Here is a 21,150-nt window from a genome sequence, read left to right as displayed (position 1 = left end):
TTACCGGCGGCTGGCGGCTGACGCCACGCCTGCAAATTCGGTCGCCGCTGCAGAACCGCACCGCAAGCGCTTGTTTCGTTTCAGAAACGAGCGTCCTCCAGTCAGCCCGAGGGTTAGAACGTGGGCGGCGTGTTGATCCAGAGAAGAACCGTTTCGCCGTCATGCCGGTTGGTCCACGCATGGCGGCGTTTGCTTTCGAAGTAGAGCGAATCGCCGGCGCTCAGGTCGTAAAACTGATCGCTGTCGAGAATGAACTCGACACGCCCCGAAAGCACATAGACGAATTCCTCGCCTTCATGCCGATAGGCGCCTTCGCTCGAAGCACCCGGCTCCAGCACGAAGCGATGGCAATCCATCTGGTTGCGACCGTCGGCCAAAAGCTGCACGGTGACACCGGGCGTCGTCTTCGGCCAGGTGCGCCATTCTCCCGCACGGACAACGGCTCGACCATCGGTCTCCTCTTCGCCCGACAGGCTCGATACCGTCGACCCGAAATATTCGGCGATGTTGTGCAGAACAGCGACAGACACGCCCTGCGAGGTTCTCTCGAGCGTCGAGAGGACAGAAGCGGCAATGCCGACGTCGCCTGCGACCTGTTCGAGAGTCTGGCCGGCGGCATGCCGCAGACTGCGCAGCTTGCGACCGACCTGATTGTCGAGACCGCTTTCGCCCGGTGCGGGCGCGTCGTCGTCCCCGGCCGCTTCCGCTTCGAGCGCTTCCCTGATGGCCGCGGGATTGAGACCGCGCTCGACCCGGAACCAGGAAATGCGTTTCAGCCGGGCGAGATCGCCTTCGGTGTATTGCCGGTGGCCCGTCGGTGAGCGCTCGGGCACGACCAGTCCTTGGGTTTCCCACAATCGGAGCGTCGAGGCGGATACACCCGCCAGCCGTGCAGCCTCGGCAACCTTGTAGCGCACGCCGCCCATTTTCTGTTTCCCTGTTTCGATCGCGGGTGCCGGCGCGAATCTGCGCCGCGCCTGCGCGTTGGCGAACTTACCTGCCGGGCATGACCTTTTACAAGAATGCGTCATCAGCGCCGGTGTTCTCTCGATCACCAAATTTGATTTGCATTCCATTTTGAAAGATGTACCACTTCCCAGACAATCTTGCAGAAAAAATGCAATATATTGCCTCCGCCAGCAACAGGACACGCGCCATGACTAGCCTCACCGATCGTAAGAACGCTGCCATTTCCCGCGGCGTCGGCATGACCACGCAGATCTACGCCGACCGTGCGGAGAACGCCGAAATCTGGGACAAGGAAGGCAACCGCTACATCGACTTTGCCTCGGGCATTGCAGTCGTCAACACCGGCCACCGCCACCCGAAGGTGATCGCCGCCGTCAAGGCGCAGCTCGATCGCTTCACCCACACCTGCCATCAGGTCGTGCCCTACGAGACCTATGTGCATCTCGCCGAACGCCTCAATGCGCTTGCGCCCGGCGACTTCGCCAAGAAGACGATCTTCGTCACGACCGGCGCGGAAGCCGTTGAAAATGCAGTAAAGATCGCCCGCGCGGCGACTGGCCGCCAGGCCGTGATCGCGTTCGGCGGCGGCTTCCATGGCCGGACCTTCATGGGCATGGCGCTCACCGGCAAGGTGGTCCCGTACAAGGTCGGCTTCGGCGCCATGCCGGGCGACGTCTTCCACGCCCCCTTCCCGATCGAGCTGCACGGCGTCACCGTCGACCAGTCGCTGGCGGCGCTGAAGAAGCTCTTTGCCGCCGATGTCGATCCGGGTCGCGTGGCCGCAATCATCATCGAGCCGGTGCAGGGCGAAGGCGGTTTCTACCCGGCTCCGCCGACCTTCATGAAGGCGCTGCGCGAAATCTGCGACCAGCACGGCATCCTCTTGATTGCCGACGAAGTTCAGACCGGCTTTGCCCGGACGGGCAAGATGTTTGCCATGGACCATCATGAGGTCGCGCCCGACCTGATGACGATGGCAAAGAGCCTTGCCGGCGGCTTCCCGCTCGCTGCCGTCACCGGCCGTGCCGAGATCATGGACGCACCGGCGCCGGGCGGCCTTGGCGGCACCTATGGCGGCAACCCGCTCGGCATCGCCGCCGCGCATGCCGTACTCGACGTCATCGCGGAAGAGAACCTCTGCGAACGTGCCGAACTGCTCGGCGGTCGTCTGAAGCAGCGCCTCGCCGCAATCCGCGAACAGGCGCCCGAGATCGTCGACATCCGCGGCCCCGGCTTCATGAACGCCGTGGAATTCAACGATGTGAAGACTAATCTGCCGAGCGCCGACTTTGCCAACAAGGTGCGCCTGATTGCGCTCGACAAGGGTCTGATCCTGCTGACCTGCGGCGTGCACGGCAACGTCATCCGTTTCCTCGCGCCGATCACCATCCAGGACAACGTCTTTGCCGAGGCGCTCGACATCCTTGAGGCATCGATCCTCGAAGCACGCGGTTGACGCTTTGCCGGGCGACCGCTAACGCGGTTGTCCGGGCCGATGAAATGGCTCCGGGTGTCGGGAGGAACGACACCCGCAAGAACAAACAGGAAGCGGGTCGGTCGGCGTGCGACAGGCATCGCTGGAGGACGCCCATCATGACCCTGACGCCGGCTTTGACCAAACACTTGCGCGACGGCGAACTGTTTTCCGCCTTGGACCGCATAGCGCATTTCGCCGGGAGCTGGACGGGCGAGGCCTTCGACGTCTTCAATCCGTCTACCGGCGAGCTTCTGGCGTCGTTGCCGGATATGGGCATCGAACAGGCGAGTGCGGCGATCGACGCGGCAGCCGCCGCGCAAACCCTTTGGGCGGCAAAGCCCGCCAAGGATAGAAGTGCCGTGCTTCGACGTTGGCACGACCTGATCATCGCCCATGCCGACGATCTCGCCGCCATCCTGACCGCCGAAATGGGCAAGCCGGTCGGAGAATCGAAAGGCGAAGTGCTGCACGCGGCCGCCTATGTCGAATGGTATGCCGAGGAAGCCAAGCGCATCTACGGCGAGACCTTTCCGGCTCCGGCCAATGACCGCCGCATGCTGGTCATCAAGCAACCCGTTGGCGTCGTCGGCACGATTACCCCGTGGAACTTCCCGGCCTCGATGGTCGCCCGCAAGATCGCTCCAGCACTCGCCGCCGGCTGCGCCATTGTCCTGAAACCTGCCGAACAGACGCCGCTCGTTGCCGGAGCCCTGTTCGTCCTGGCCGAGAAGGCGGGTTTCCCGGCCGGCGTCGTCAATCTGCTCTACGCCTCGGAAGGTGCTGCGATCGGGCGGGAACTCTGCAGTAACCCCAAGGTTCGCAAGATCAGCTTTACCGGCTCGACAGAAGTCGGGCGCCTGCTGATGCGCCAGTGCTCCGACCAGATCAAGAAGGTCAGCCTGGAACTCGGCGGCAACGCGCCCTTCATCGTCTTCGACGATGCCGATATCGACGAGGCGGTCGATGGCGCCGTCCAGGCGAAGTTCCGCAATGCCGGCCAGACCTGTGTTTCGGCAAACCGCATCTATGTGCAATCGGCGGTGCATGACGCATTCGCCGAGAAATTCGTCGCACGCGTGGCCGAACTCTCGGTCGGGGACGGCTTTTGCGCCGGCGTCACGATCGGGCCGATGATCGACCGGCACGCGATCGAGAAGATCGAAGCCCATGTCGCCGATGCCGTGTCCAAGGGCGCCGAGGTGCGCAGCGGCGGTCATCGCATCGGCACGTCAGGAACCTTCTTCGAACCGACGGTGCTGACCGGCATTTCGACCGACATGCGCATCGCCCAGGAAGAGACATTCGGCCCGATTGCCCCGATCATCCGCTTCGAGACCGACGAACAGGTGATCGCCGAGGCAAATGATACGATCTATGGCCTCGCCGCCTACTTCTATGCCGAGAACCTCAAGCGCGTCTGGCATGTGGCCGAGGCACTCGAATACGGCATGGTCGGCATCAACACCGGCCGCATGTCTTCGGAGGCCGCCCCCTTCGGCGGCATCAAGCAATCCGGCATCGGCCGCGAGGGCTCCCGTCACGGGCTCGAAGACTATCTGGAGATGAAGTATCTCTGCATGGGCAACATCTGAGCGTTGCCTTCCACGTGAACTGCTTGAACCTCTCGCCTCGCCGCTGATCGCAATGTTTGTGGACTGCGGCGGGCGCAATGCCTGCCGGTACCCGGCCTGTCATAAACAGCACTTGAAATTGATCGGCGGGCTTGCCAATTGGGGCAGGAACCAAGGAACCATAGGAGTTGCCACCGCGATGAGCGAAGCTGAAATGTCCGTCGAGAAACATGTCTTTGAAGCCGATGTAGCCAGGCTGCTCCATCTCATGGTGCACTCGGTCTATTCCGACAAGAACGTCTTCCTCCGCGAACTGATTTCGAACGCCGCGGACGCCTGCGAGAAGTTGCGTTACGAGGCGATCGTCTCTCCGGAACTGCTGGCAGGCGATACGAACCCCAGCATCAAGCTGACGCTCGATGAGGAAAACAACCGCCTCATCGTCGAGGACAATGGCATCGGCATGAGCCGCGACGAACTCGTCGAGGCGCTCGGCACCATCGCCCGTTCAGGCACGCGCGCCTTCATGGAGCGCATCGAAGCCGCACAGGGCAAGGAAGGCGCGCAGCTCATCGGCCAGTTCGGCGTCGGCTTCTACTCCGCCTTCATGGTCGCCGACAATGTCGACGTCGTCTCGCGCCGCGCCGGTTCGGACCACGCCTGGCACTGGTCGTCGGACGGCAAGGGCAGCTACACGGTCGCAGCCGCCGATCGTGCTGACGCACCGGCACGCGGCACGCGCATCACCCTGCATCTTATGGAAGATGCCAAGACCTACACCTCGCGCTGGACGGTCGAGCGCATCGTCAAGGACCAGTCCGGCCACGTTCCGGTTCCGATCTCGATCGTCGAAAAGCCCGGTGCCGAACCGGTTTCCGTCGGCGACGGCACGGCGCTCTGGACCAAGCAGAAGAGCGAGATTTCCAAGGAAGACTACGCCGACTTCTATCGGGGCGTTTCGGGCCAGTACGACGATCCGGCATTGACGGTGCATTTCCGCGCCGAGGGCCGGCACGAATATACGGCACTTGCCTTCGTGCCCGGCTCCAAGCCCTTCGACCTCTTCGATCAGGACCGCAAGGGCCGGATGAAGCTCTACGTCAAGCGCGTCTTTATCACCGACGAGGCGGAATTGCTGCCGCGTTACCTGCGCTTCGTGCGGGGTCTGGTCGACACCTCGGACCTTCCGCTCAACGTCTCGCGCGAGATGATCCAGGAAAGCCCGCTGCTGTCGAGCATCCGCAAGGGATTGACCAACCGCGTGCTGACGGCGATCGAAAAGCTGGCGGAGAGCGATCGCGAGGCCTTCGACAAGATCTGGGAAAACTTCGGCAGCGTGCTCAAGGAAGGCATTTACGAGGACTTCGAACGCCGTGCCCAGCTGATCTCGCTTTCCCGCTTCCGCACGACCACCTCGGAAGACGGTCACCGCAGCCTTGCCGACTACGTCAAGGACATGAAGGACGGCCAGTCGGCGATCTACTACCTGACGGGCGACAACCTGGCCCAGCTCAAGGCATCGCCGCAACTTGAAGGCTTCCGTGCACGCGGCATCGAAGTGCTGTTGCTGACCGACCCGGTCGACAGCTTCTGGGTGACGTCGGCACCGGACTTCGAAGGCAAGCCGATGAAGTCGATCACGCAGGGCTCGGCCGATCTGGGCAGTGTCGCAAAGCCGGAGGGCAGTGCCGACAGCGCACCCGAGGCAAGCCAGGCGGTGGCGGATTTCGTCGCCTTCGCCAAGGAAACGCTTGGGGACGCCGTGTCGGAAGTTCGCACGTCCGATCGCCTGACGGAAAGCGCCGTATGCCTGGTCGCGCCCGAGAATGGCCCCGACCGCCAGCTCGAAAAGATGCTGCAGGGCGCCGGCCGCCTCGACGGAGCGGCAAAGCCGATCCTCGAGATCAATCCCGGCCATGCGCTGATTGCCGCAATCGCCGCCTGCCCGGCCGATGACAGCGCGTTTCGGACTGACGCCGTTCAGCTTCTGCTCGACCAGGCGCGCGTCCTCGATGGCGACAAGCCGCAGGATCCACGCGCATTCGCCGAGCGCCTGTCACGCGTCTTCAACCGGGCGCTCAAGGTTTAACGCACCGGTTCAAGCACCTGTAATTGCAGCGATGAAAGGGTGAGAGGGAGAAATCCCTCTCACCCTTTCGCTTTTTCGGGCGCCGCTTCCATGCCGATCTCCGCCAATACCTCCGCCGTATGCTCGCCGAGACGCGGAACACCGCGGTCGAGCACCAGCGAGGCATCGGAAAAACGGATCGGCGTACGGACGCCCGGCGAGGTCCCGCTGGCCGCACCGGAATGCGGTGTGTCGATCTGCATCTGCCGATGCACGACCTGCGGATCGGCAAAGACGTCGGCGACCGTGTTGATCGGACCGCCCGGCACGCCTGCCTCTTCCAGCAATGTCAAAAGCGCGTCCCGTTCGTACCTTGCCGTTTCGGCGCTAAGCGCCGGTGTCAGGCTCTCGCGATTCTGGACGCGGGAGGCATTGGTCAGATAGCGCTCGTCCGTTGCCAGATCGCCGCGGCCAAGCAGGTTGCAGAACTTGACGAACTGGCGGTCGTTGCCGACGGCGACGATCAGGTGCCCGTCCGCCGTCGGGAACACCTGGTAGGGTGCGATGTTCGGGTGGGCGTTGCCAAGGCGGCGCGGCGCCTTTCCCGAGACGAGAAAATTGAGCGCCTGATTGGCGAGCACGCCGGTCATGCAATCAAGCAAGGCCATGTCGATCTGCTGGCCCTTACCGGTTCGCTCGCGCTGCGCCAATGCCGCCTGGACGGCGATGACGCCATAAAGCCCGGTGAAGATATCGGCAAAAGCGACGCCGATCTTCTGCGGTTCACGATCCGGCTCGCCGGTCAGATCCATGATCCCGCTCATGCCCTGGACGATATAGTCGTAGCCGGCGCGATGCGCATAGGGACCATCCTGACCGAAGCCCGTGACCGAGCAATAGATCAGGCGTGGATTGACCTTCTTCAGGCTCGCGTAGTCGAGACCATATTTCTCGAGGCCGCCGACCTTGAAGTTTTCCAGCAGGACATCGGATTGTGCCACCAGCCGCCGCACCGCCTCCTGCCCTTCCTCGGTCGTGAAATCGAGCACGACCGAGCGCTTGCCGCGATTGCAGGCGTGGAAATAGGCCGCGTCGAGCTTCTCCCCCTCCTCGCCGGCGACAAATGGGGGCCCCCAGGTGCGGGTGTCGTCACCCGCCGGGCTCTCCACCTTGATGACGTCGGCGCCGAGATCGGCGAGCGTCTGGCCGATCCAGGGACCGGCGAGAATGCGGGCCAGCTCAAGAACGCGAATACCCTTCAGTGGCGCTTCCATGATCGGCCGCTCAGAAAAAGGCCTGGAGGCCGGTCTGGGCGCGGCCGAGGATCAGCGCATGAACGTCGTGCGTGCCCTCATAGGTGTTGACTGTCTCGAGGTTCACCATGTGGCGCATCACCTGATATTCCTCGGAGATGCCGTTTCCACCATGCATGTCGCGGGCCATGCGGGCGATATCGAGCGCCTTGCCGCAATTGTTGCGCTTGACGATCGAAATCATTTCCGGCGCCATCCGGCCCTCATCCATCAGGCGGCCAACGCGCAGCGAACCCTGAAGTCCGAGCGAGATCTCCGTCTGCATGTCTGCGAGCTTCTTCTGGAAGAGCTGCGTCTGCGCGAGCGGGCGGTTGAACTGCTTGCGGTCGAGACCGTATTGACGAGCGGCGTGCCAGCAGAACTCGGCCGCGCCAAGCGCACCCCAGGAAATGCCGTAGCGGGCGCGGTTGAGGCAGCCGAACGGGCCCTTGAGCCCCTCGACGTTCGGCAGCAGCGCATCTTCGCCGACCTCGACATTGTCCATGACGATTTCGCCGGTGATCGAGGCGCGCAGCGACAGCTTGCCGGCAATCTTCGGCGCCGAGAGGCCCTTCATGCCCTTGTCGAGCACGAAGCCACGAATGGCATTGCCATGGGCTTCGGACTTTGCCCAGACGACAAAGACATCGGCGAGCGGCGCATTGGAGATCCACATCTTCGAACCGACGAGACGGTAGCCGTTCTCCGTCTTTATGGCGCGGGTCTTCATGCCGCCGGGGTCGGAACCGGCGTCAGGCTCCGTCAGGCCGAAGCAGCCGATCCATTCGCCGCTGATCAGCTTCGGTAGATACTTCTGCTTCTGCTCCTCCGAGCCGTAGGCGTAGATCGGGTAGATGACCAGCGAGGATTGCACGCTCATCATCGATCGGTAGCCCGAATCGACGCGCTCGACTTCGCGGGCGACAAGGCCATAGGCGACATAGGAAGCGCCGACACCGCCGTAGGTCTCCGATACGGTCGCGCCGAGCAGACCGAGTTCGCCCATTTCCCGGAAGATTTCCGGATCAGTCGATTCTTCGCGATAGGCAGCGATGACCCGCGGCTGCAGGCGATCCTGTGCATAGGCTCGCGCCGTGTCGCGGATCATGCGCTCGTCCTCGGTCAACTGATCTTCGAGGAGGAACGCGTCGTCCCATTGAAATTGCGTCTTGCCGGCCATGTTTCTCTCCCATCGGATTTTTCCACTTGCGGTTATGGCAAGCAGAACCAAGGCTTTCAAACGAAATTGAGGCACCGCCTCATGCGTCTGCGGAATGGCCTCGCTGAGCGCCACACAATCGGCTGTGAAGTGCCGCAGGACTCCTTGCGCGCTACACATTGGGCGCGCCACCGGTCGCCAGGTGCCGTTCATGTTGCAAATCCGTCGAAATATAGCGACAAGGGTCGGGTTCACTTGGCGGCGCTCGTCGTTACCGCGCCGCGCCAGTGCCACGCTAAAGGTCCATGCTCGTACCCGCCAATGGCCAACGACCGCTTAGAACGCTTTGCTCACAATCTCGACTGGAACTTGCTGCGCACATTCGTCGTCGTGGTGGAGGAAGGCAGCATCACCGCTGCGGCCAACAGGCTCCTGCTGCAGCAGCCGGCCGTCAGCATGGCGCTCAAGCGGCTCGAACAGACCGTTGGGCAAAAGCTCATCGACCGCCGCCCGGGCCGCTTCGACCTGACCGATGCCGGCGCCCGATTGCACGCGCAGTGCCGCGACATCTTCGCGGCCGTCATCCGGCTTCCCAACGTCCTTGAAACGGTGGGCGAAGAAATCACCGGCCACCTCAACATTCATGTCGTCAGCCATGCCCACAACCCGGCCTGGGACCGGAAGCTCGAGAGCTTCTTTATCCAGCATCCGAAGGTAACGATTTCGGTGACGGTCGCCACGACTGTGGACGTTCTGAGCGCAGTCGAACGCAACATCGCGACGATGGGTCTTTGCGACGGCAACATCCCCGCCTGGCTGAACAAGAGCTTCCACGTACGTGAGCGCTATGCGCTTTACTGCGGCCGCGAGCATCCCCTGTTCGGCGTCGAGGGTGTTGATTTCAACGATCTTCGCGGCAATGCCTACATCGCCTTCATCGCCGATGTGCTCGGCGGACAGCATATGAACTCCGTGACGGCAGTGCGCGCCATTGGCTCGTTTGGCCAGCAGGTTCGGGCCGTCTCCTGCAATGTCGAGGAAGTGATGCGGCTGATCGCCTCCAACGTCGGCATCGGCATGCTGCCGGATCATCTGGCAGCGCCCGCCGTCGCCGGCGGACGACTTTGGCAACTGCCGCCCTACCACAACCTGCCAACGACGGATGTGTTTCGCATCTCCAACCCGAACTCGATTCTCAATCCGGCCGAGGCCGCCTTCCTTACGCATGTGGCCGATACCGCGCCGCTTGATCACTGCCTTGATCATCAGCAGAATTGATAGCGACATTTCCCGTTATAAATTTGAACGCGTAACACGCGCTGCCTATGGTCCCACCAAATCAGGAGCGGGGTTGGGACATGCGTGAATTTGATGTGGCAATCGTTGGTGGCGGCATTGCCGGCCTTTCGCTGGCCTTTTTTCTGGCACCGCACCGCTCCGTTGCCGTCATCGAGCGGGAAGACGGGCTCGGTTATCACAGCACCGGGCGCTCCGCGGCCGAATTCGTTCTGCGGTACAACACCCCTGAAGTGTGCAAGCTCGCGGCGATCTCCAAGACTTTCTTCGATCAGCCTCCCGAAGGCTTTTCCGACGTACCGCTGTTGAAGCAGCGTGGCGGCGTCATGATCGCCAATGCGGAGAAAGCGGCACGACTTGAGGCGGTGTTTGCCGAGGAAAGCGCTGTCAATCCCGACCTGCGAAGGCTGACCGTCGACGAAGCAATCACCCGCGTACCGATTCTTCGGCGCGACTATGTGGCGGCCGCATTTTATGACCCGAACTTCTGGGACATCGAGGTCGAGAACCTGCTGCAGGGTTACTTGCGCGGCGCACGTCGCCATGGCGCCGAGGTGATTGAGCGCAGCGACATCGTGGCTCCGCGCCGCGAGGCAAATGGCTGGGTGCTTTCGACGAATGCCGGCGAGATCCATGCCCAGGTCATCGTCAATGCGGCTGGCGGCTGGGCCGATCCGGTCGCAAGCCTCTTCGGCGTGGCGCCGGTCGGCATCGTGCCGCATCGCCGCAGCGCGATCACCGTGGACCTGCCCACCGAAATCGATGCCCTGACAATGCCCGAGATCAACGAGATCGACGAGGACTTCTATATGAAGCCCGAAGGCGGACGGCTGCTTGCCTCTCCCGCCGACGCCACGCCGTGCGAACCGACGGACGTGCAGCCCGAGGAGATCGATGTCGCCTGGGCCGCACACTACGTGGAAGAGGCGACGACCGTCCCGGTCCGCCGCATCTTCAAGAGCTGGGCCGGCTTGCGCAGCTTTTCACCGGACAAATTGCCGGTGATCGGTCACGCCAAGGATCGACCGGATTTCTTCTGGCTTGCCGGCCAGGGCGGCTACGGCATTCTGACGTCGCCGGCACTGGGCGCGCTTGCCGCAAACCTGCTGATTGGCCTACCGGCGCCCGAAAGCTTCGCCGCAAACGGCCTTGACCCCGTCGGTTTCAACCCCGAGCGCTTCCTGAGGTAGCGACAACGCACCTCCATCCCGCTGCGATTGTCACATTCCGTTAAGGATGTCGGCGAGGCTGTGAACTGTAACATAAACTACAAGAAACTGACATTTCGCTTTCATGAAGCGCCGATATGGCAGGTGTCATACCGATGACCGGTCTCCCCGAAAGAGGACCTGCTAGAAATGTTTCAGTTGAAGAATGTAACCCGCCAGTTCGGCAAGAAGACAGCCGTGTGCTCGGTTACCTTCGACATTCCCCAGGGCCAGATGGTCGGCGTGATCGGCCGCTCCGGCGCTGGCAAGTCTACGCTGCTTCGCATGATCAATCGCCTGGTCGACCTGTCGTCCGGCTCGATCGAGTTTGCCGGCACGGAAGTCTCGTCACTGCGCGGTGCCGCACTGCGCAACTGGCAGCGCGACTGCGCGATGATCTTCCAGCAGTTCAATCTGGTGCCGCGCCTCGACGTTCTGACCAATGTGCTGCTGGGTCGCCTGAACCATCGTTCGACCGTTCTGAGCATCCTCAACATGTTTACCCGCGAAGAGCGCATCATGGCGATCGGCGCGCTGGAGCGCCTCGGCATCGAGCAGACGGCGCTGCAGGCGGCGGGCACGCTTTCCGGCGGCCAGCAGCAGCGCGTGGCCATCGCCCGCGCATTGATGCAGCAGCCGAAGGTTCTGCTCGCTGACGAGCCGATCGCCTCGCTCGACCCGCTCAACGCCAAGATCGTCATGGACGCGCTGCGCGACATCAACGAGCGCGACGGCATCACCGTAATCACCAATCTCCACACGCTCGACACGGCGCGCAACTACTGCGAGCGGATCATCGGTATGGCGCACGGCCGCATCGTCTTCGACGGCCAGCCGAAGGATCTGACGGCGGCCGCCGTCGCCGAGATCTACGGCGCCGACACGGGCATCGAGGAATCGATGACCTCGACAAGCATCAACATTCCGGCGGCCATTCCGCAGGAACAAACGGCATCTGCCGGCCTCCAGCCGCTGGCACTGGCCGGCATCTGACGCCCGCCAGGATCGAAGGCCCACGTCAAGGGCACCTCTTTGAAACCGAATATCATCCGGCAAAGCCGGAGAAACGGGAGAACCTTATGCTGAAGAAAGCTCTTCTGGGCGCCGTCGCCCTGCTCGCCCTCGTCGGCCACGCTCAGGCCGAAGACCTCAAGGAATTCCGCGTCGGCATCATCGGCGGCGAAAACGAAGCCGACCGCCTGCGCAACTTCCAGTGCATCGTCGACAAGCTGCCGGCCGCAATCGGCGTCGAAAAGGTTTCGCTGTTCCCGGCTGCCGACTATGACGGCGTCATCCAGGGCCTGCTCGGTGGTACGCTCGACTACGCCGAACTCGGCGCTTCGGGCTTTGCCAAGATCTACCTCGCCAAGGCCGACGCGGTCGAGCCGATCCTGACGACCGTCCAGACCGATGGTTCGACCGGCTACCACTCGATCATGGTCGCCCGCAAGGATTCCGGCATCACCAAGCTCGAAGATCTGAAGGGCAAGAAGCTCGGCTTTGCAGATCCGGACTCGACCTCTGGCTACCTCATCCCGCTCGTCACCCTGCCGGAATCGATCGGCGCGCCGGTCAAGGAATTCTTCGGTGAAACCGGCTTCGGCGGCGGTCACGAAAACCTGGTTCTCGAAGTCGTCAAGGGCACGTTCGATGCCGGCACGACCTTCGGTTCGGGCGTCGGCGAATTCAAGGACGGCTACACCTCGGGCAATCTGAAGAAGATGGTCGACAAGGGCATCCTCGACATGAACGACCTGGTCGAGCTCTGGAAGTCGCCGTTGATCCCGAACGGCCCGATCGTCGTCCGCTCGACGATGAACGACGACATGAAGGCGAAGTTCAAGCAGTTCATGCTCGACCTGCCGAAGACCGATGCCGCCTGCTTCTCCGCCATCCAGGGTGGCGATTTCACTGGCTTCACCGAAGTCAACGCCGACTTCTACAAGCCGATCATCGACGCCCGCAAGGCAACGATCGGCGGCTGATTTTCCTGATCATTCAAGGACGCTGGCCGCCAAAACGGCCAGCGTTCGCCTTTTTTCTGGGGCGCCTGGAGCGCCTGTCGACAGAGGCCGGCATTGCCGGAACATTCATGGCAACTTCCATGCTCCCGAGGCATCTGAGTGAAAACGGCGCGCTGGTCGAGCGCCACTGGCAGGAGTTGAACTCCCGTCGCCGGCTTTACTCCTGGCTCGGCTTCGCCGTGCTGTTGCTCGCCCTTTCCGGCTCGCTCTGGTTTGCCAACGATTCCAATGCCGGCAAATTCTTCGACCGCCTGCCGCACTTCTTCGATTTCGTCGGCGATCTCGCGCCGCGTGACGGCCTGGAAATCTTCCGCGCCATGTTCGATCTGCCTTCGCCCTACGACGACGGCAGCTTCAAGTACAATTATCCCGAGGGTCGGCTCTACCTGACCGAGAGCTTCTACATTCCTGAGTATGTGCACAAGATGCTGGAGACCGTGAACATCGCGATCTTCTCCACCGTCATCGGCACGTTCTTCGGCTTCATCTTCTGTTTCCTCGCCGCCCGCAACCTGATGCCCAATCCGTGGGTGCGGGGTGTCGTGCGCCGGCTGATGGAGATCCTGCGCGCCTTTCCCGAAGTGGTCATCGCCGGCTTCTTCCTGGCAATCCTTTCGCTCGGGCCGATACCCGCGATCGCGGCGGTTTCGATCCACACGGTCGGCGCACTCGGCAAGCTGTTTTTCGAGGTGGTCGAGAACGCCGACATGAAACCGGACGAGGGCCTGCGCGCCGCCGGTGGCAACTGGATCGAACGCGTCTGGTTCGGCATGGTGCCGCAGGTGCTGCCCAATTTCGCCAGCTATTTCCTGTTGCGTCTCGAGATCAACGTGCGGGCCTCGACCATCATCGGCGCAGTTGGCGGCGGCGGTATCGGCGAACTGCTGCGTCTGTCGATCGGCCAGGGCCATCAGGCAAAGACACTGGCGATCGTCATGCTGCTGTTTGCAACGATCTTCGCCGTCGACCAGTTTTCCGCATGGCTGCGCCGTCGCCTCGTCGGCGACCAGGCCTTCCAGCTTGCCCAGTAGGTGCGCATCATGACCTCCACGACCAGATTAAGCGCTCTCGAAATGGATGCGATCGCATCGCGTCACCCGCACTTGCTGCAGGGCTCCTCGAACAAGCGCCTGCGCACGATTGTCATCAGTGTCGGCCTCGTCGCTTACCTCATCTTCAGCTGGTGGTTCTTTTCGATCGGGCATGTTCTGGGCAACGCCAATTGGGGCATTGCCGGGACCTATCTCGCGGATTGGGTCTCCTACGAGGTTCGACCCGAGATCAAGATCGCCCGCGACAAGACGATGACGCTCGATTACCAGCGCAACTCGCCACTTGGGCCAAATCCCAATCCGGCATGGGTGGAACTCGACAAGGAAACCGTGACCCGAAAAGTCGAGTTACCCGCTGCAACCGCACAGACTGCAAAGCCCAAGACGACGTCATCCTTCAGCTTCATGGCGCCGGGTTCAGCGCTCGGCGCGGCCAATATGCCAAGTGAGCAGAACCGCGTCGAAATGCGGACCGAGGAAATCATCACCAGGGCCGTCATCACCTATGACAGGTCGACGAAGATCGAAATTGCCGACGGACTCGTCAAGGCAACCCATCGTGGCGAGACGCTGACGATGGCCGTCGATGGCCAGGACACGGTAACCCCTCAGGGTGCCCTTCCCGCCTGGGCCACGCAGAAACGCCCGGGCGAGAAGATCACGCTCGCCTTTGGTGCAACTGGTTGGGCCGACGTCGAAGGTGACGACGTCTCGATCCGCAATCGCTTCTTCGGCTGGGCCAATTTCCTCTTCGACGTCCACTCACCGTTCTTCGGCAAGAGCTATGGCGACGTATTTTCGTTGATCACGAGCGGCGAGCGCATTGATCCCACGCGCTCGAACCTGTCGCTTGCCTGGAACAACATCCTCTACAACGCCGAATGGCAGCATCTGGATGTGTGGACCAAACTGCTGCAGACCGTGGTCATGGCCTTCGTCGGCACGCTTTTTGCCTCGCTGGTCGCGTTCCCGCTCTGCTTCCTGGCGGCGCGCAACATCACCCCGAATTTCCTGACGAACCAGATCGCCAAGCGCTTCTTCGATTTCCTGCGTTCGGTGGACATGTTCATCTGGGCATTGTTCTTCACGCGCGCCTTTGGCCCGGGACCGCTTGCCGGCATGTCGGCAATTTTCTTCACCGATACAGGCACCTTGGGCAAGCTCTACTCCGAGGCTTTGGAGAACATCGACGACAAGCAGCGCGAAGGCGTAAAATCCGTCGGCGCCACCCCGCTTGCCGTGCAACGCTTTGGCGTCCTGCCGCAGGTCCTGCCGGTATTCGCCAGCCAGGCGCTCTATTTCTGGGAATCCAACACGCGTTCGGCAACGATCATCGGCGCTGTCGGCGCCGGTGGCATCGGCCTGAAACTCTGGGAAGCGATGCGTACCAACTCCGATTGGGAAAATGTCGCTTATATGGTGCTTCTCATCTTGCTGGTCGTGTTTATTTTCGACAGCATCTCGAACGCCTGCCGCTCGCGACTGATGGGGCAGAAGGCTCATTGACGAGAAGAATTTTTGCAGCGCGGCCATCATGATGTTGTCATGGAAATCGGCTAGCTGCGCATCGCATCCCGCGAACAATCGACCCGCCGTTCCGGCGGGCCGGTCGATACAAGAAAGTGAAGACCGTGCGTTATGCAATCTACTTCGCGCCGCCGGCAGACGACCGGCTGTCGCAGACGGCGGCCCGTTGGCTCGGCCGTGATGCCTTTACCGGCGAGACCAATGAACTTTCAGCGTTAGGCAGCCTTGATGCCGCCACGCGACATGCACTGACTGCCGACCCGCGACGCTACGGCTTTCACGGCACTCTCAAGGCCCCCTTCACACTTGCCGAAGACCGCAGCGAAGCCGAGCTGGTCGCAGCCTTCGAAACGTTTGCCGACAACCTTGAACCCTTCGAGATCCCTCAACTCACGCTCCTTCAGCTTGGCCCGTTCTTCGCGCTGGTTTCCGCGAACCACTGCGAGGCGTTGCAGGAATTCGCGGCGCAGGCCGTGCAAACCTTCGAGCCGTTTCGGGCGCCGTTGTCGGACGTGGACATGGCGCGACGCAACCCGGACAAGCTTCCGGAGCGGCAGAGGGAATACTTGAGAAAGTGGGGATACCCCTATGTTTTCGAAGAATTTCAGTTTCACCTGACGCTGACCGGGCCGGTACCCGGCGAGACAGCGAAACCAATGCGGACCGTGCTTGAGAGCACCTTTGCTGATCACATCGGCAAGCCGCTTCACGTCACGTCAGTTGCGCTCTTCGTCGAGCCGCACCGTGGCGCACCGTTCCTGGTCCATTCCCTGCTGCCGCTCCGCGGCGCGACACAACGAAAGATCGCATGAGATGAGCAAAGAACAAGTCCTGACCAATGCCCGCATCGTTCTCGAGGACAGTATCCTCGACGGCTCGGTGCTGATCCGCGACGGCAAGATCGCCGATATCTCTCATGGCACGACCAACACTGGTGAAGACTTCGAAGGCGACTACCTTCTGCCTGGCCTCATCGAGCTGCACACCGACCACCTTGAGGCACATTACTCGCCGCGGCCCGGCGTTCGCTGGTTGAAGATCGCCGCGATCCAGGCACACGACGCACAGGTCGTCACGTCTGGCATCACCACCGTATTCGACTGCCTGCGCCTTGGTTCGGACGAAGACGGCGGTTTCCAGAAGGGCGAAATGCGCAGCATGGCGGACGCGCTGGCCCAGGCCAAGCAGGAAGGCCGCCTGCGCGCCGACCATCTGATCCACCTGCGCTGCGAGGTTTCGACATCGGACGTGCTCGATCACTACGAGGACTTCCAGAACGATCCGCAGGTCAAGCTCGTCTCGCTGATGGACCACGCGCCGGGGCAGCGCCAGTTCCAGACGATGGACCAGTACACGCTCTACTACAAATCCAAGCGCGGCCTGTCGGACGCCGAATTCGGAAAATTCGTTGAACGTCAGCAGGCGCTTTCGGCGAAGTATGCCGGCCCGCACCGCGATGCGCTCGCCAAGGCCTGTGCTGAGCGCGGCATTACCATCGCCAGCCACGACGACGCCACGATCGCCCATGTCGACGAATCTATCAGCTACGGCATCAAGCTCGCCGAGTTCCCGACCAGCTTCGAAGCGGCGGAGGCCTCCCATCGCGCCGGTCTTAGTGTGCTGATGGGCGCGCCCAACATCGTGCGCGGCAAGTCGCATTCGGGCAATATCGCCGCCCGTGACCTTGCCGACCGCGGCGTGCTCGACGTGCTTTCGTCCGATTATGTGCCCTTCAGCCTGATCCACGCGCCGTTCGTGCTCGCCGATGAGCTTGAAGCCATCGACCTGCCGAAGGCGATCGCCATGGTCAGCACCACCCCTGCCCGCACCGTCGGCCTCGACGATCGTGGCCGGATTGCCGTCGGCTTGCGCGCCGACATCGCGCGTGTCCACAGGCAGGAAGGTATTCCAGTGGTGCGTTCGGTCTGGCGCGAAGGTCGGCGTGTCGCATGAGCCAGCTCGAACTTAGGCGTGGCGCGCTTGTCGTCGTCGTCGGCCCGAGCGGGGCCGGCAAGGATAGCGTCATGGGCTTTGCCGCCCGACACTTCTGCGACTGCTCCGATGTCCACTTCGTTCGCCGCGTGATCACGCGGCCGTCGGACGCCGGAGGCGAGGTGCATGAAAGCGTTTCAGTCGCCGAATTCGTCGACATGGAGCAGGCAGGCGCCTTCGCTGTGTCCTGGGACGCGCACGGCCTGAAATACGGCATTCCCGAAGACGTTCGCCGCAATGTCGAACACGGCACCACGGCAATCGTCAACGGCAGCCGAAGCGCCCTGCCGGCGTTCCGCGCCGCCTTCGGCAACATCGCCGTCGCGGTCATCACGGCCGAGCCCGCCGCGCTCGCCAAGCGTCTTGCCGAGCGCGGACGCGAAAGCGAAGAGGACGTGTTGCGCCGGCTCTCGCGACAGGTACCCGACGTCACATCGGGACCGGATGTCACGATCATCGACAACAGCGGTCGCCTTGAGAGTGCCGGGCGTCACTTCGTCGACCTCGTCGAGCGATTGCGCATGAGTGCCGCCCATCCGGCCTAAGTGTCGCGTTTTCCCAGGCGCCGTTTTTTAAGACCCTGGAGCAACCGCTCCGGGGTCTTTTGCATTTGAATGCCATCGCCCGGCGGCAATTCCGTGCGCCGTCTCCTTCCCTTTTCCTTCAGCAAGTCAATTTTCCTCTTGTCGAGACGATTATTATGTATATACATTATATCCAACGAGAGGGGATCGGCTGATGAGTCAATTTTCGACCAACGCAAACGCGTCCGGCATCTGGCGCAATCTTCGCCTTGCGACGTTGCGACCCGATCAAGACGGCCTCGGCATGGTGGAAAAGGGCGCAGTGGCTGTCGTCGACGGACACATTGCCTTTGCCGGCGCCGAGAGCGACCTTCCCGCCGATCTATCCCGCACACTTGAAGCAACGAATTGCAACGGCCGGGTGATGACGCCCGCCTTCATCGATTGCCATACGCACCTCGTCCACGGCGGCAACCGCGCTCGCGAGTTCCAGATGCGGCTCGAAGGTGCGTCCTATGAGGAAATCGCCCGCGCCGGTGGCGGTATCGTCTCCTCGGTCAAGGCAACCAATGCACTCTCAGTCGACGCGCTCGTGGAAAGCGCTCTGCCACGGCTCGACACGCTCATTGCCGAAGGTGTTTCGACGGTCGAGATCAAGTCCGGCTACGGCCTGAATATCGACGCCGAACTCAACATGCTGCGCGCCGCGCGCAAGCTTGGCGACAAACGTCCGGTCCGCATCGTCACCAGCTATCTCGCAGCGCATGCGACCCCCGCCGACTACAAGGGGCGCAACGACGACTACATTTCCGAGGTGGTGCTTCCGGGTCTTGATGTCGCCCACGCCGAGGGCCTGGTCGATGCCGTCGATGGCTTCTGCGAAGGCATCGCCTTTTCGACCGCAGAGATCGCCCGCGTCTTCGGTCGCGCCAAGGCGCTCGGCCTGCCGGTCAAACTGCATGCCGAACAGCTTTCCAACCTCGGTGGCGCCAAGCTTGCCGCCTCCTACGGTGCGTTGTCCGCCGACCATCTCGAATATCTCGACGCTGATGGAGCGCAGGCAATCGCCAAATCGGGCACGGTAGCCGTGCTGTTGCCCGGCGCGTTTTACGCGCTGCGCGAAAAGCAGCTTCCGCCGGTGGACGCGCTGCGCGCTGCCGGAGCGCACATCGCCATCGCAACGGATTGCAATCCCGGCACCTCGCCGCTGACTTCGCTGCTACTGACCATGAACATGTCGGCGACGTTCTTCCGGTTGACGATTGCCGAATGCCTCGCCGGCGTTACCCGCGAGGCGGCACGTGCGCTCGGGCTTCTCGCCGAAACCGGCACGATCGAAGTCGGCAAGTCTGCCGACCTCGCACTCTGGAACATCGAAGATCCGGCCGAGCTCGTCTACCGCATCGGCTTCAATCCACTTCATCTGCGCATCTTTAAGGGCGAAAGGACCGGTCTATGACCATCATTCTGCATCCAGGCTCGGTTCCGCTTGAGTATCTCGAGACCATCTATTGGAGCGGCGAACCTGCCCGCCTGCATCCGTCGTTCGACGCAGGAATCGAGAAGGCGGCCAAGCGCATCGCCGAGATCGTCGCCGGCAATGCGCCTGTCTATGGCATCAACACCGGCTTCGGCAAACTGGCTTCGATCAAGATCGACAGCGCTGACGTCGCCACCCTGCAGCGCAACCTGATCCTGTCGCATTGCTGCGGCGTCGGCCAGCCGCTCGCCGAAAACATCGTCCGCCTGATCCTGTCCCTGAAGCTCGTTTCTCTCGGTCGCGGCGCCTCCGGCGTCAGGCTCGAACTGGTGCGGCTGATAGAGGCGATGCTCGACAAGGGCGTCATCCCGGTCATTCCGGAAAAGGGCTCGGTCGGTGCGTCCGGCGACCTGGCACCGCTTGCCCACATGGCAGCCGTCATGATGGGCCACGGCGAGGCATTCTTCGAAGGCGCCCGCATGTCCGGCGCACAGGCCCTTGCCAAGGCCGGGCTGACGCCGGTGGTGCTTGCCGCCAAGGAAGGCCTCGCGCTGATCAACGGCACTCAGACGTCGACCGCACTCGCGCTCGCCGGCCTCTTCCGCACCCACCGCGCCGCCCAGGCAGCGCTCATCACCGGCGCAATGTCGACCGATGCAGCGATGGGTTCGTCTGCGCCCTTCCATCCGGACATTCACACACTTCGCGGCCATCAGGGCCAGATCGACACCGCCGCCGCCCTTCGCGCGCTTCTCTCAGGTTCCGCCATTCGCGAAAGCCATATCGAGGGCGACGAGCGGGTGCAGGATCCCTATTGCATTCGCTGCCAGCCGCAGGTGGACGGCGCCTGCCTCGACCTGTTGCGCTCGGTCGCGCGCGTGCTCGAAATCGAAGCGAATGCCGTTACCGACAACCCGCTTGTCCTTTCCGACAATTCCGTCGTCTCCGGCGGCAACTTCCACGCAGAACCGGTAGCGTTTGCCGCCGACCAGATCGCGCTCGCGGTTTGCGAGATCGGCGCGATCTCCCAGCGGCGCATTGCCCTTCTTGTCGACCCGGCCTTGTCCTACGGACTGCCGGCCTTTCTCGCCAAGAAGCCTGGCCTCAACTCCGGCCTGATGATCGCCGAGGTGACGTCGGCGGCGTTGATGTCGGAAAACAAGCAACTTTCGCACCCGGCCTCGGTCGACTCCACGCCGACATCGGCCAATCAGGAAGACCATGTTTCAATGGCCTGCCATGGCGCCCGCCGGCTGCTGCAGATGACCGACAACCTGTTTTCGATCATCGGCATCGAGGCGCTGACCGCCGTGCAGGGCGTCGAATTCCGTGCGCCGTTGACAACGAGCCCCGAACTTCAAAAAGCCGCCGCAGCCCTACGTGCAGTTTCGCCGACGATCGAAGAGGACCGCTATCTCGCCGACGATCTGCAGGCGGCCGGCGAGCTGATCGCATCCGGCACCCTGAATGCCGCGATTTCTGCCGGCATTCTGCCAAAACTGGAGGCTTGA

At 62.4% G+C, this 21,150-nt stretch carries 17 protein-coding genes; 14 read left to right on the top strand and 3 right to left on the bottom strand.

The window, feature by feature from the left end:
• Positions 1–113: 113 nt before the first annotated feature.
• A complete protein-coding gene (locus C6558_RS10930; RefSeq protein ID WP_057218053.1) occupies positions 114–926 on the bottom strand; it encodes a cupin domain-containing protein in 813 nt (270 codons plus the stop codon).
• A 230-nt stretch (positions 927–1,156) separates the two neighbouring features.
• Here C6558_RS10930 and C6558_RS10925 point away from each other — a divergent pair, with 230 nt between their 5' ends.
• The 3 genes from C6558_RS10925 to htpG all read left to right on the top strand — a co-directional run bounded on the left by C6558_RS10925 (position 1,157) and on the right by htpG (position 6,106).
• Entirely contained in the window at positions 1,157–2,425 is a 1,269-nt protein-coding gene (locus C6558_RS10925; protein WP_057211377.1) for a 4-aminobutyrate--2-oxoglutarate transaminase, read from the top strand.
• Between the two features lie 137 nt (positions 2,426–2,562).
• Entirely contained in the window at positions 2,563–4,038 is a 1,476-nt protein-coding gene (locus C6558_RS10920) for an NAD-dependent succinate-semialdehyde dehydrogenase (protein WP_107027232.1), read from the top strand.
• Between the two features lie 178 nt (positions 4,039–4,216).
• On the top strand, positions 4,217–6,106 hold the full coding sequence (gene htpG, locus C6558_RS10915) for a molecular chaperone HtpG (protein ID WP_057218057.1): 1,890 nt from the start codon (positions 4,217–4,219) through the stop codon (positions 6,104–6,106).
• A 59-nt stretch (positions 6,107–6,165) separates the two neighbouring features.
• Here htpG and C6558_RS10910 read toward each other — a convergent pair whose 3' ends face one another.
• On the bottom strand, positions 6,166–7,359 hold the full coding sequence (locus C6558_RS10910) for a CaiB/BaiF CoA-transferase family protein (protein ID WP_025428678.1): 1,194 nt from the start codon (positions 7,357–7,359) through the stop codon (positions 6,166–6,168).
• Positions 7,360–7,369: 10 nt separating this feature from the next.
• Positions 7,370–8,557, bottom strand: a complete 1,188-nt coding sequence (locus C6558_RS10905) for an acyl-CoA dehydrogenase (RefSeq protein WP_057218061.1) — start codon at positions 8,555–8,557, stop codon at positions 7,370–7,372.
• 300 nt (positions 8,558–8,857) lie between these two features.
• On the opposite strand from C6558_RS10905, the gene C6558_RS10900 reads away from it, so the two are divergent.
• The 11 genes from C6558_RS10900 (at position 8,858) to hutH (ending at position 21,150) form a co-directional block, all read left to right on the top strand.
• Entirely contained in the window at positions 8,858–9,814 is a 957-nt protein-coding gene (locus tag C6558_RS10900; RefSeq protein WP_057218063.1) for a LysR family transcriptional regulator, read from the top strand.
• Positions 9,815–9,894: 80 nt separating this feature from the next.
• Complete coding sequence (locus tag C6558_RS10895; protein ID WP_107027231.1) at positions 9,895–11,022, top strand: FAD-binding oxidoreductase; 1,128 nt, start codon at positions 9,895–9,897, stop codon at positions 11,020–11,022.
• Positions 11,023–11,190: 168 nt separating this feature from the next.
• Positions 11,191–12,033, top strand: a complete 843-nt coding sequence (gene phnC / locus C6558_RS10890) for a phosphonate ABC transporter ATP-binding protein (RefSeq protein ID WP_107027230.1) — start codon at positions 11,191–11,193, stop codon at positions 12,031–12,033.
• Between the two features lie 86 nt (positions 12,034–12,119).
• Positions 12,120–13,025 (top strand): phosphonate ABC transporter substrate-binding protein, encoded by a 906-nt coding sequence (gene phnD, locus C6558_RS10885; protein WP_025428673.1) that lies wholly within the window; start codon positions 12,120–12,122, stop codon positions 13,023–13,025.
• 107 nt (positions 13,026–13,132) lie between these two features.
• Positions 13,133–14,095, top strand: coding sequence for a phosphonate ABC transporter, permease protein PhnE (gene phnE / locus C6558_RS10880; protein WP_057218070.1), 963 nt, complete (start codon positions 13,133–13,135; stop codon positions 14,093–14,095).
• Between the two features lie 9 nt (positions 14,096–14,104).
• Positions 14,105–15,622: a phosphonate ABC transporter, permease protein PhnE gene (phnE, locus tag C6558_RS10875; protein WP_107027269.1), complete on the top strand. Its 1,518-nt coding sequence runs from the start codon at positions 14,105–14,107 to the stop codon at positions 15,620–15,622.
• A gap of 125 nt (positions 15,623–15,747) precedes the next feature.
• Positions 15,748–16,455 carry a DUF1045 domain-containing protein gene (locus C6558_RS10870; RefSeq protein ID WP_107027268.1) on the top strand — a complete coding sequence of 236 codons (708 nt, stop codon included), beginning with the start codon at positions 15,748–15,750 and terminating at the stop codon, positions 16,453–16,455.
• A 1-nt stretch (position 16,456) separates the two neighbouring features.
• A complete protein-coding gene (locus C6558_RS10865) occupies positions 16,457–17,596 on the top strand; it encodes an alpha-D-ribose 1-methylphosphonate 5-triphosphate diphosphatase (protein WP_025428669.1) in 1,140 nt (379 codons plus the stop codon).
• Positions 17,593–18,180: a phosphonate metabolism protein/1,5-bisphosphokinase (PRPP-forming) PhnN gene (phnN, locus tag C6558_RS10860; protein WP_057211228.1), complete on the top strand. Its 588-nt coding sequence runs from the start codon at positions 17,593–17,595 to the stop codon at positions 18,178–18,180. Before C6558_RS10865 ends, phnN begins: the two co-directional genes overlap by 4 nt.
• Before the next feature lie 193 nt (positions 18,181–18,373).
• Positions 18,374–19,618 (top strand): imidazolonepropionase, encoded by a 1,245-nt coding sequence (hutI, locus tag C6558_RS10855; RefSeq protein WP_057218073.1) that lies wholly within the window; start codon positions 18,374–18,376, stop codon positions 19,616–19,618.
• Positions 19,615–21,150 (top strand): histidine ammonia-lyase, encoded by a 1,536-nt coding sequence (gene hutH / locus C6558_RS10850; RefSeq protein ID WP_025428666.1) that lies wholly within the window; start codon positions 19,615–19,617, stop codon positions 21,148–21,150. Before hutI ends, hutH begins: the two co-directional genes overlap by 4 nt.

It is taken from the genome of Ensifer sp. NM-2 (assembly GCF_003024455.1).
Lineage (GTDB): Bacteria > Pseudomonadota > Alphaproteobacteria > Rhizobiales > Rhizobiaceae > Ensifer > Ensifer canadensis.
Note: the sequence above shows the minus strand (reverse complement) of the source record. Positions and strands in the feature narration are given on the sequence as shown.

Coding starts and splice junctions, on each gene's coding strand:
- C6558_RS10930 (WP_057218053.1), bottom strand. CDS start 926: ATGGGCGGCGTGCGCTACAAGGTTGCCGAGGCTGCACGGCTGGCGGGT.
- C6558_RS10925 (WP_057211377.1), top strand. CDS start 1,157: ATGACTAGCCTCACCGATCGTAAGAACGCTGCCATTTCCCGCGGCGTC.
- C6558_RS10920 (WP_107027232.1), top strand. CDS start 2,563: ATGACCCTGACGCCGGCTTTGACCAAACACTTGCGCGACGGCGAACTG.
- htpG (WP_057218057.1), top strand. CDS start 4,217: ATGAGCGAAGCTGAAATGTCCGTCGAGAAACATGTCTTTGAAGCCGAT.
- C6558_RS10910 (WP_025428678.1), bottom strand. CDS start 7,359: ATGGAAGCGCCACTGAAGGGTATTCGCGTTCTTGAGCTGGCCCGCATT.
- C6558_RS10905 (WP_057218061.1), bottom strand. CDS start 8,557: ATGGCCGGCAAGACGCAATTTCAATGGGACGACGCGTTCCTCCTCGAA.
- C6558_RS10900 (WP_057218063.1), top strand. CDS start 8,858: ATGGCCAACGACCGCTTAGAACGCTTTGCTCACAATCTCGACTGGAAC.
- C6558_RS10895 (WP_107027231.1), top strand. CDS start 9,895: ATGCGTGAATTTGATGTGGCAATCGTTGGTGGCGGCATTGCCGGCCTT.
- phnC (WP_107027230.1), top strand. CDS start 11,191: ATGTTTCAGTTGAAGAATGTAACCCGCCAGTTCGGCAAGAAGACAGCC.
- phnD (WP_025428673.1), top strand. CDS start 12,120: ATGCTGAAGAAAGCTCTTCTGGGCGCCGTCGCCCTGCTCGCCCTCGTC.
- phnE (WP_057218070.1), top strand. CDS start 13,133: ATGGCAACTTCCATGCTCCCGAGGCATCTGAGTGAAAACGGCGCGCTG.
- phnE (WP_107027269.1), top strand. CDS start 14,105: ATGACCTCCACGACCAGATTAAGCGCTCTCGAAATGGATGCGATCGCA.
- C6558_RS10865 (WP_025428669.1), top strand. CDS start 16,457: ATGAGCAAAGAACAAGTCCTGACCAATGCCCGCATCGTTCTCGAGGAC.
- phnN (WP_057211228.1), top strand. CDS start 17,593: ATGAGCCAGCTCGAACTTAGGCGTGGCGCGCTTGTCGTCGTCGTCGGC.
- hutI (WP_057218073.1), top strand. CDS start 18,374: ATGAGTCAATTTTCGACCAACGCAAACGCGTCCGGCATCTGGCGCAAT.
- hutH (WP_025428666.1), top strand. CDS start 19,615: ATGACCATCATTCTGCATCCAGGCTCGGTTCCGCTTGAGTATCTCGAG.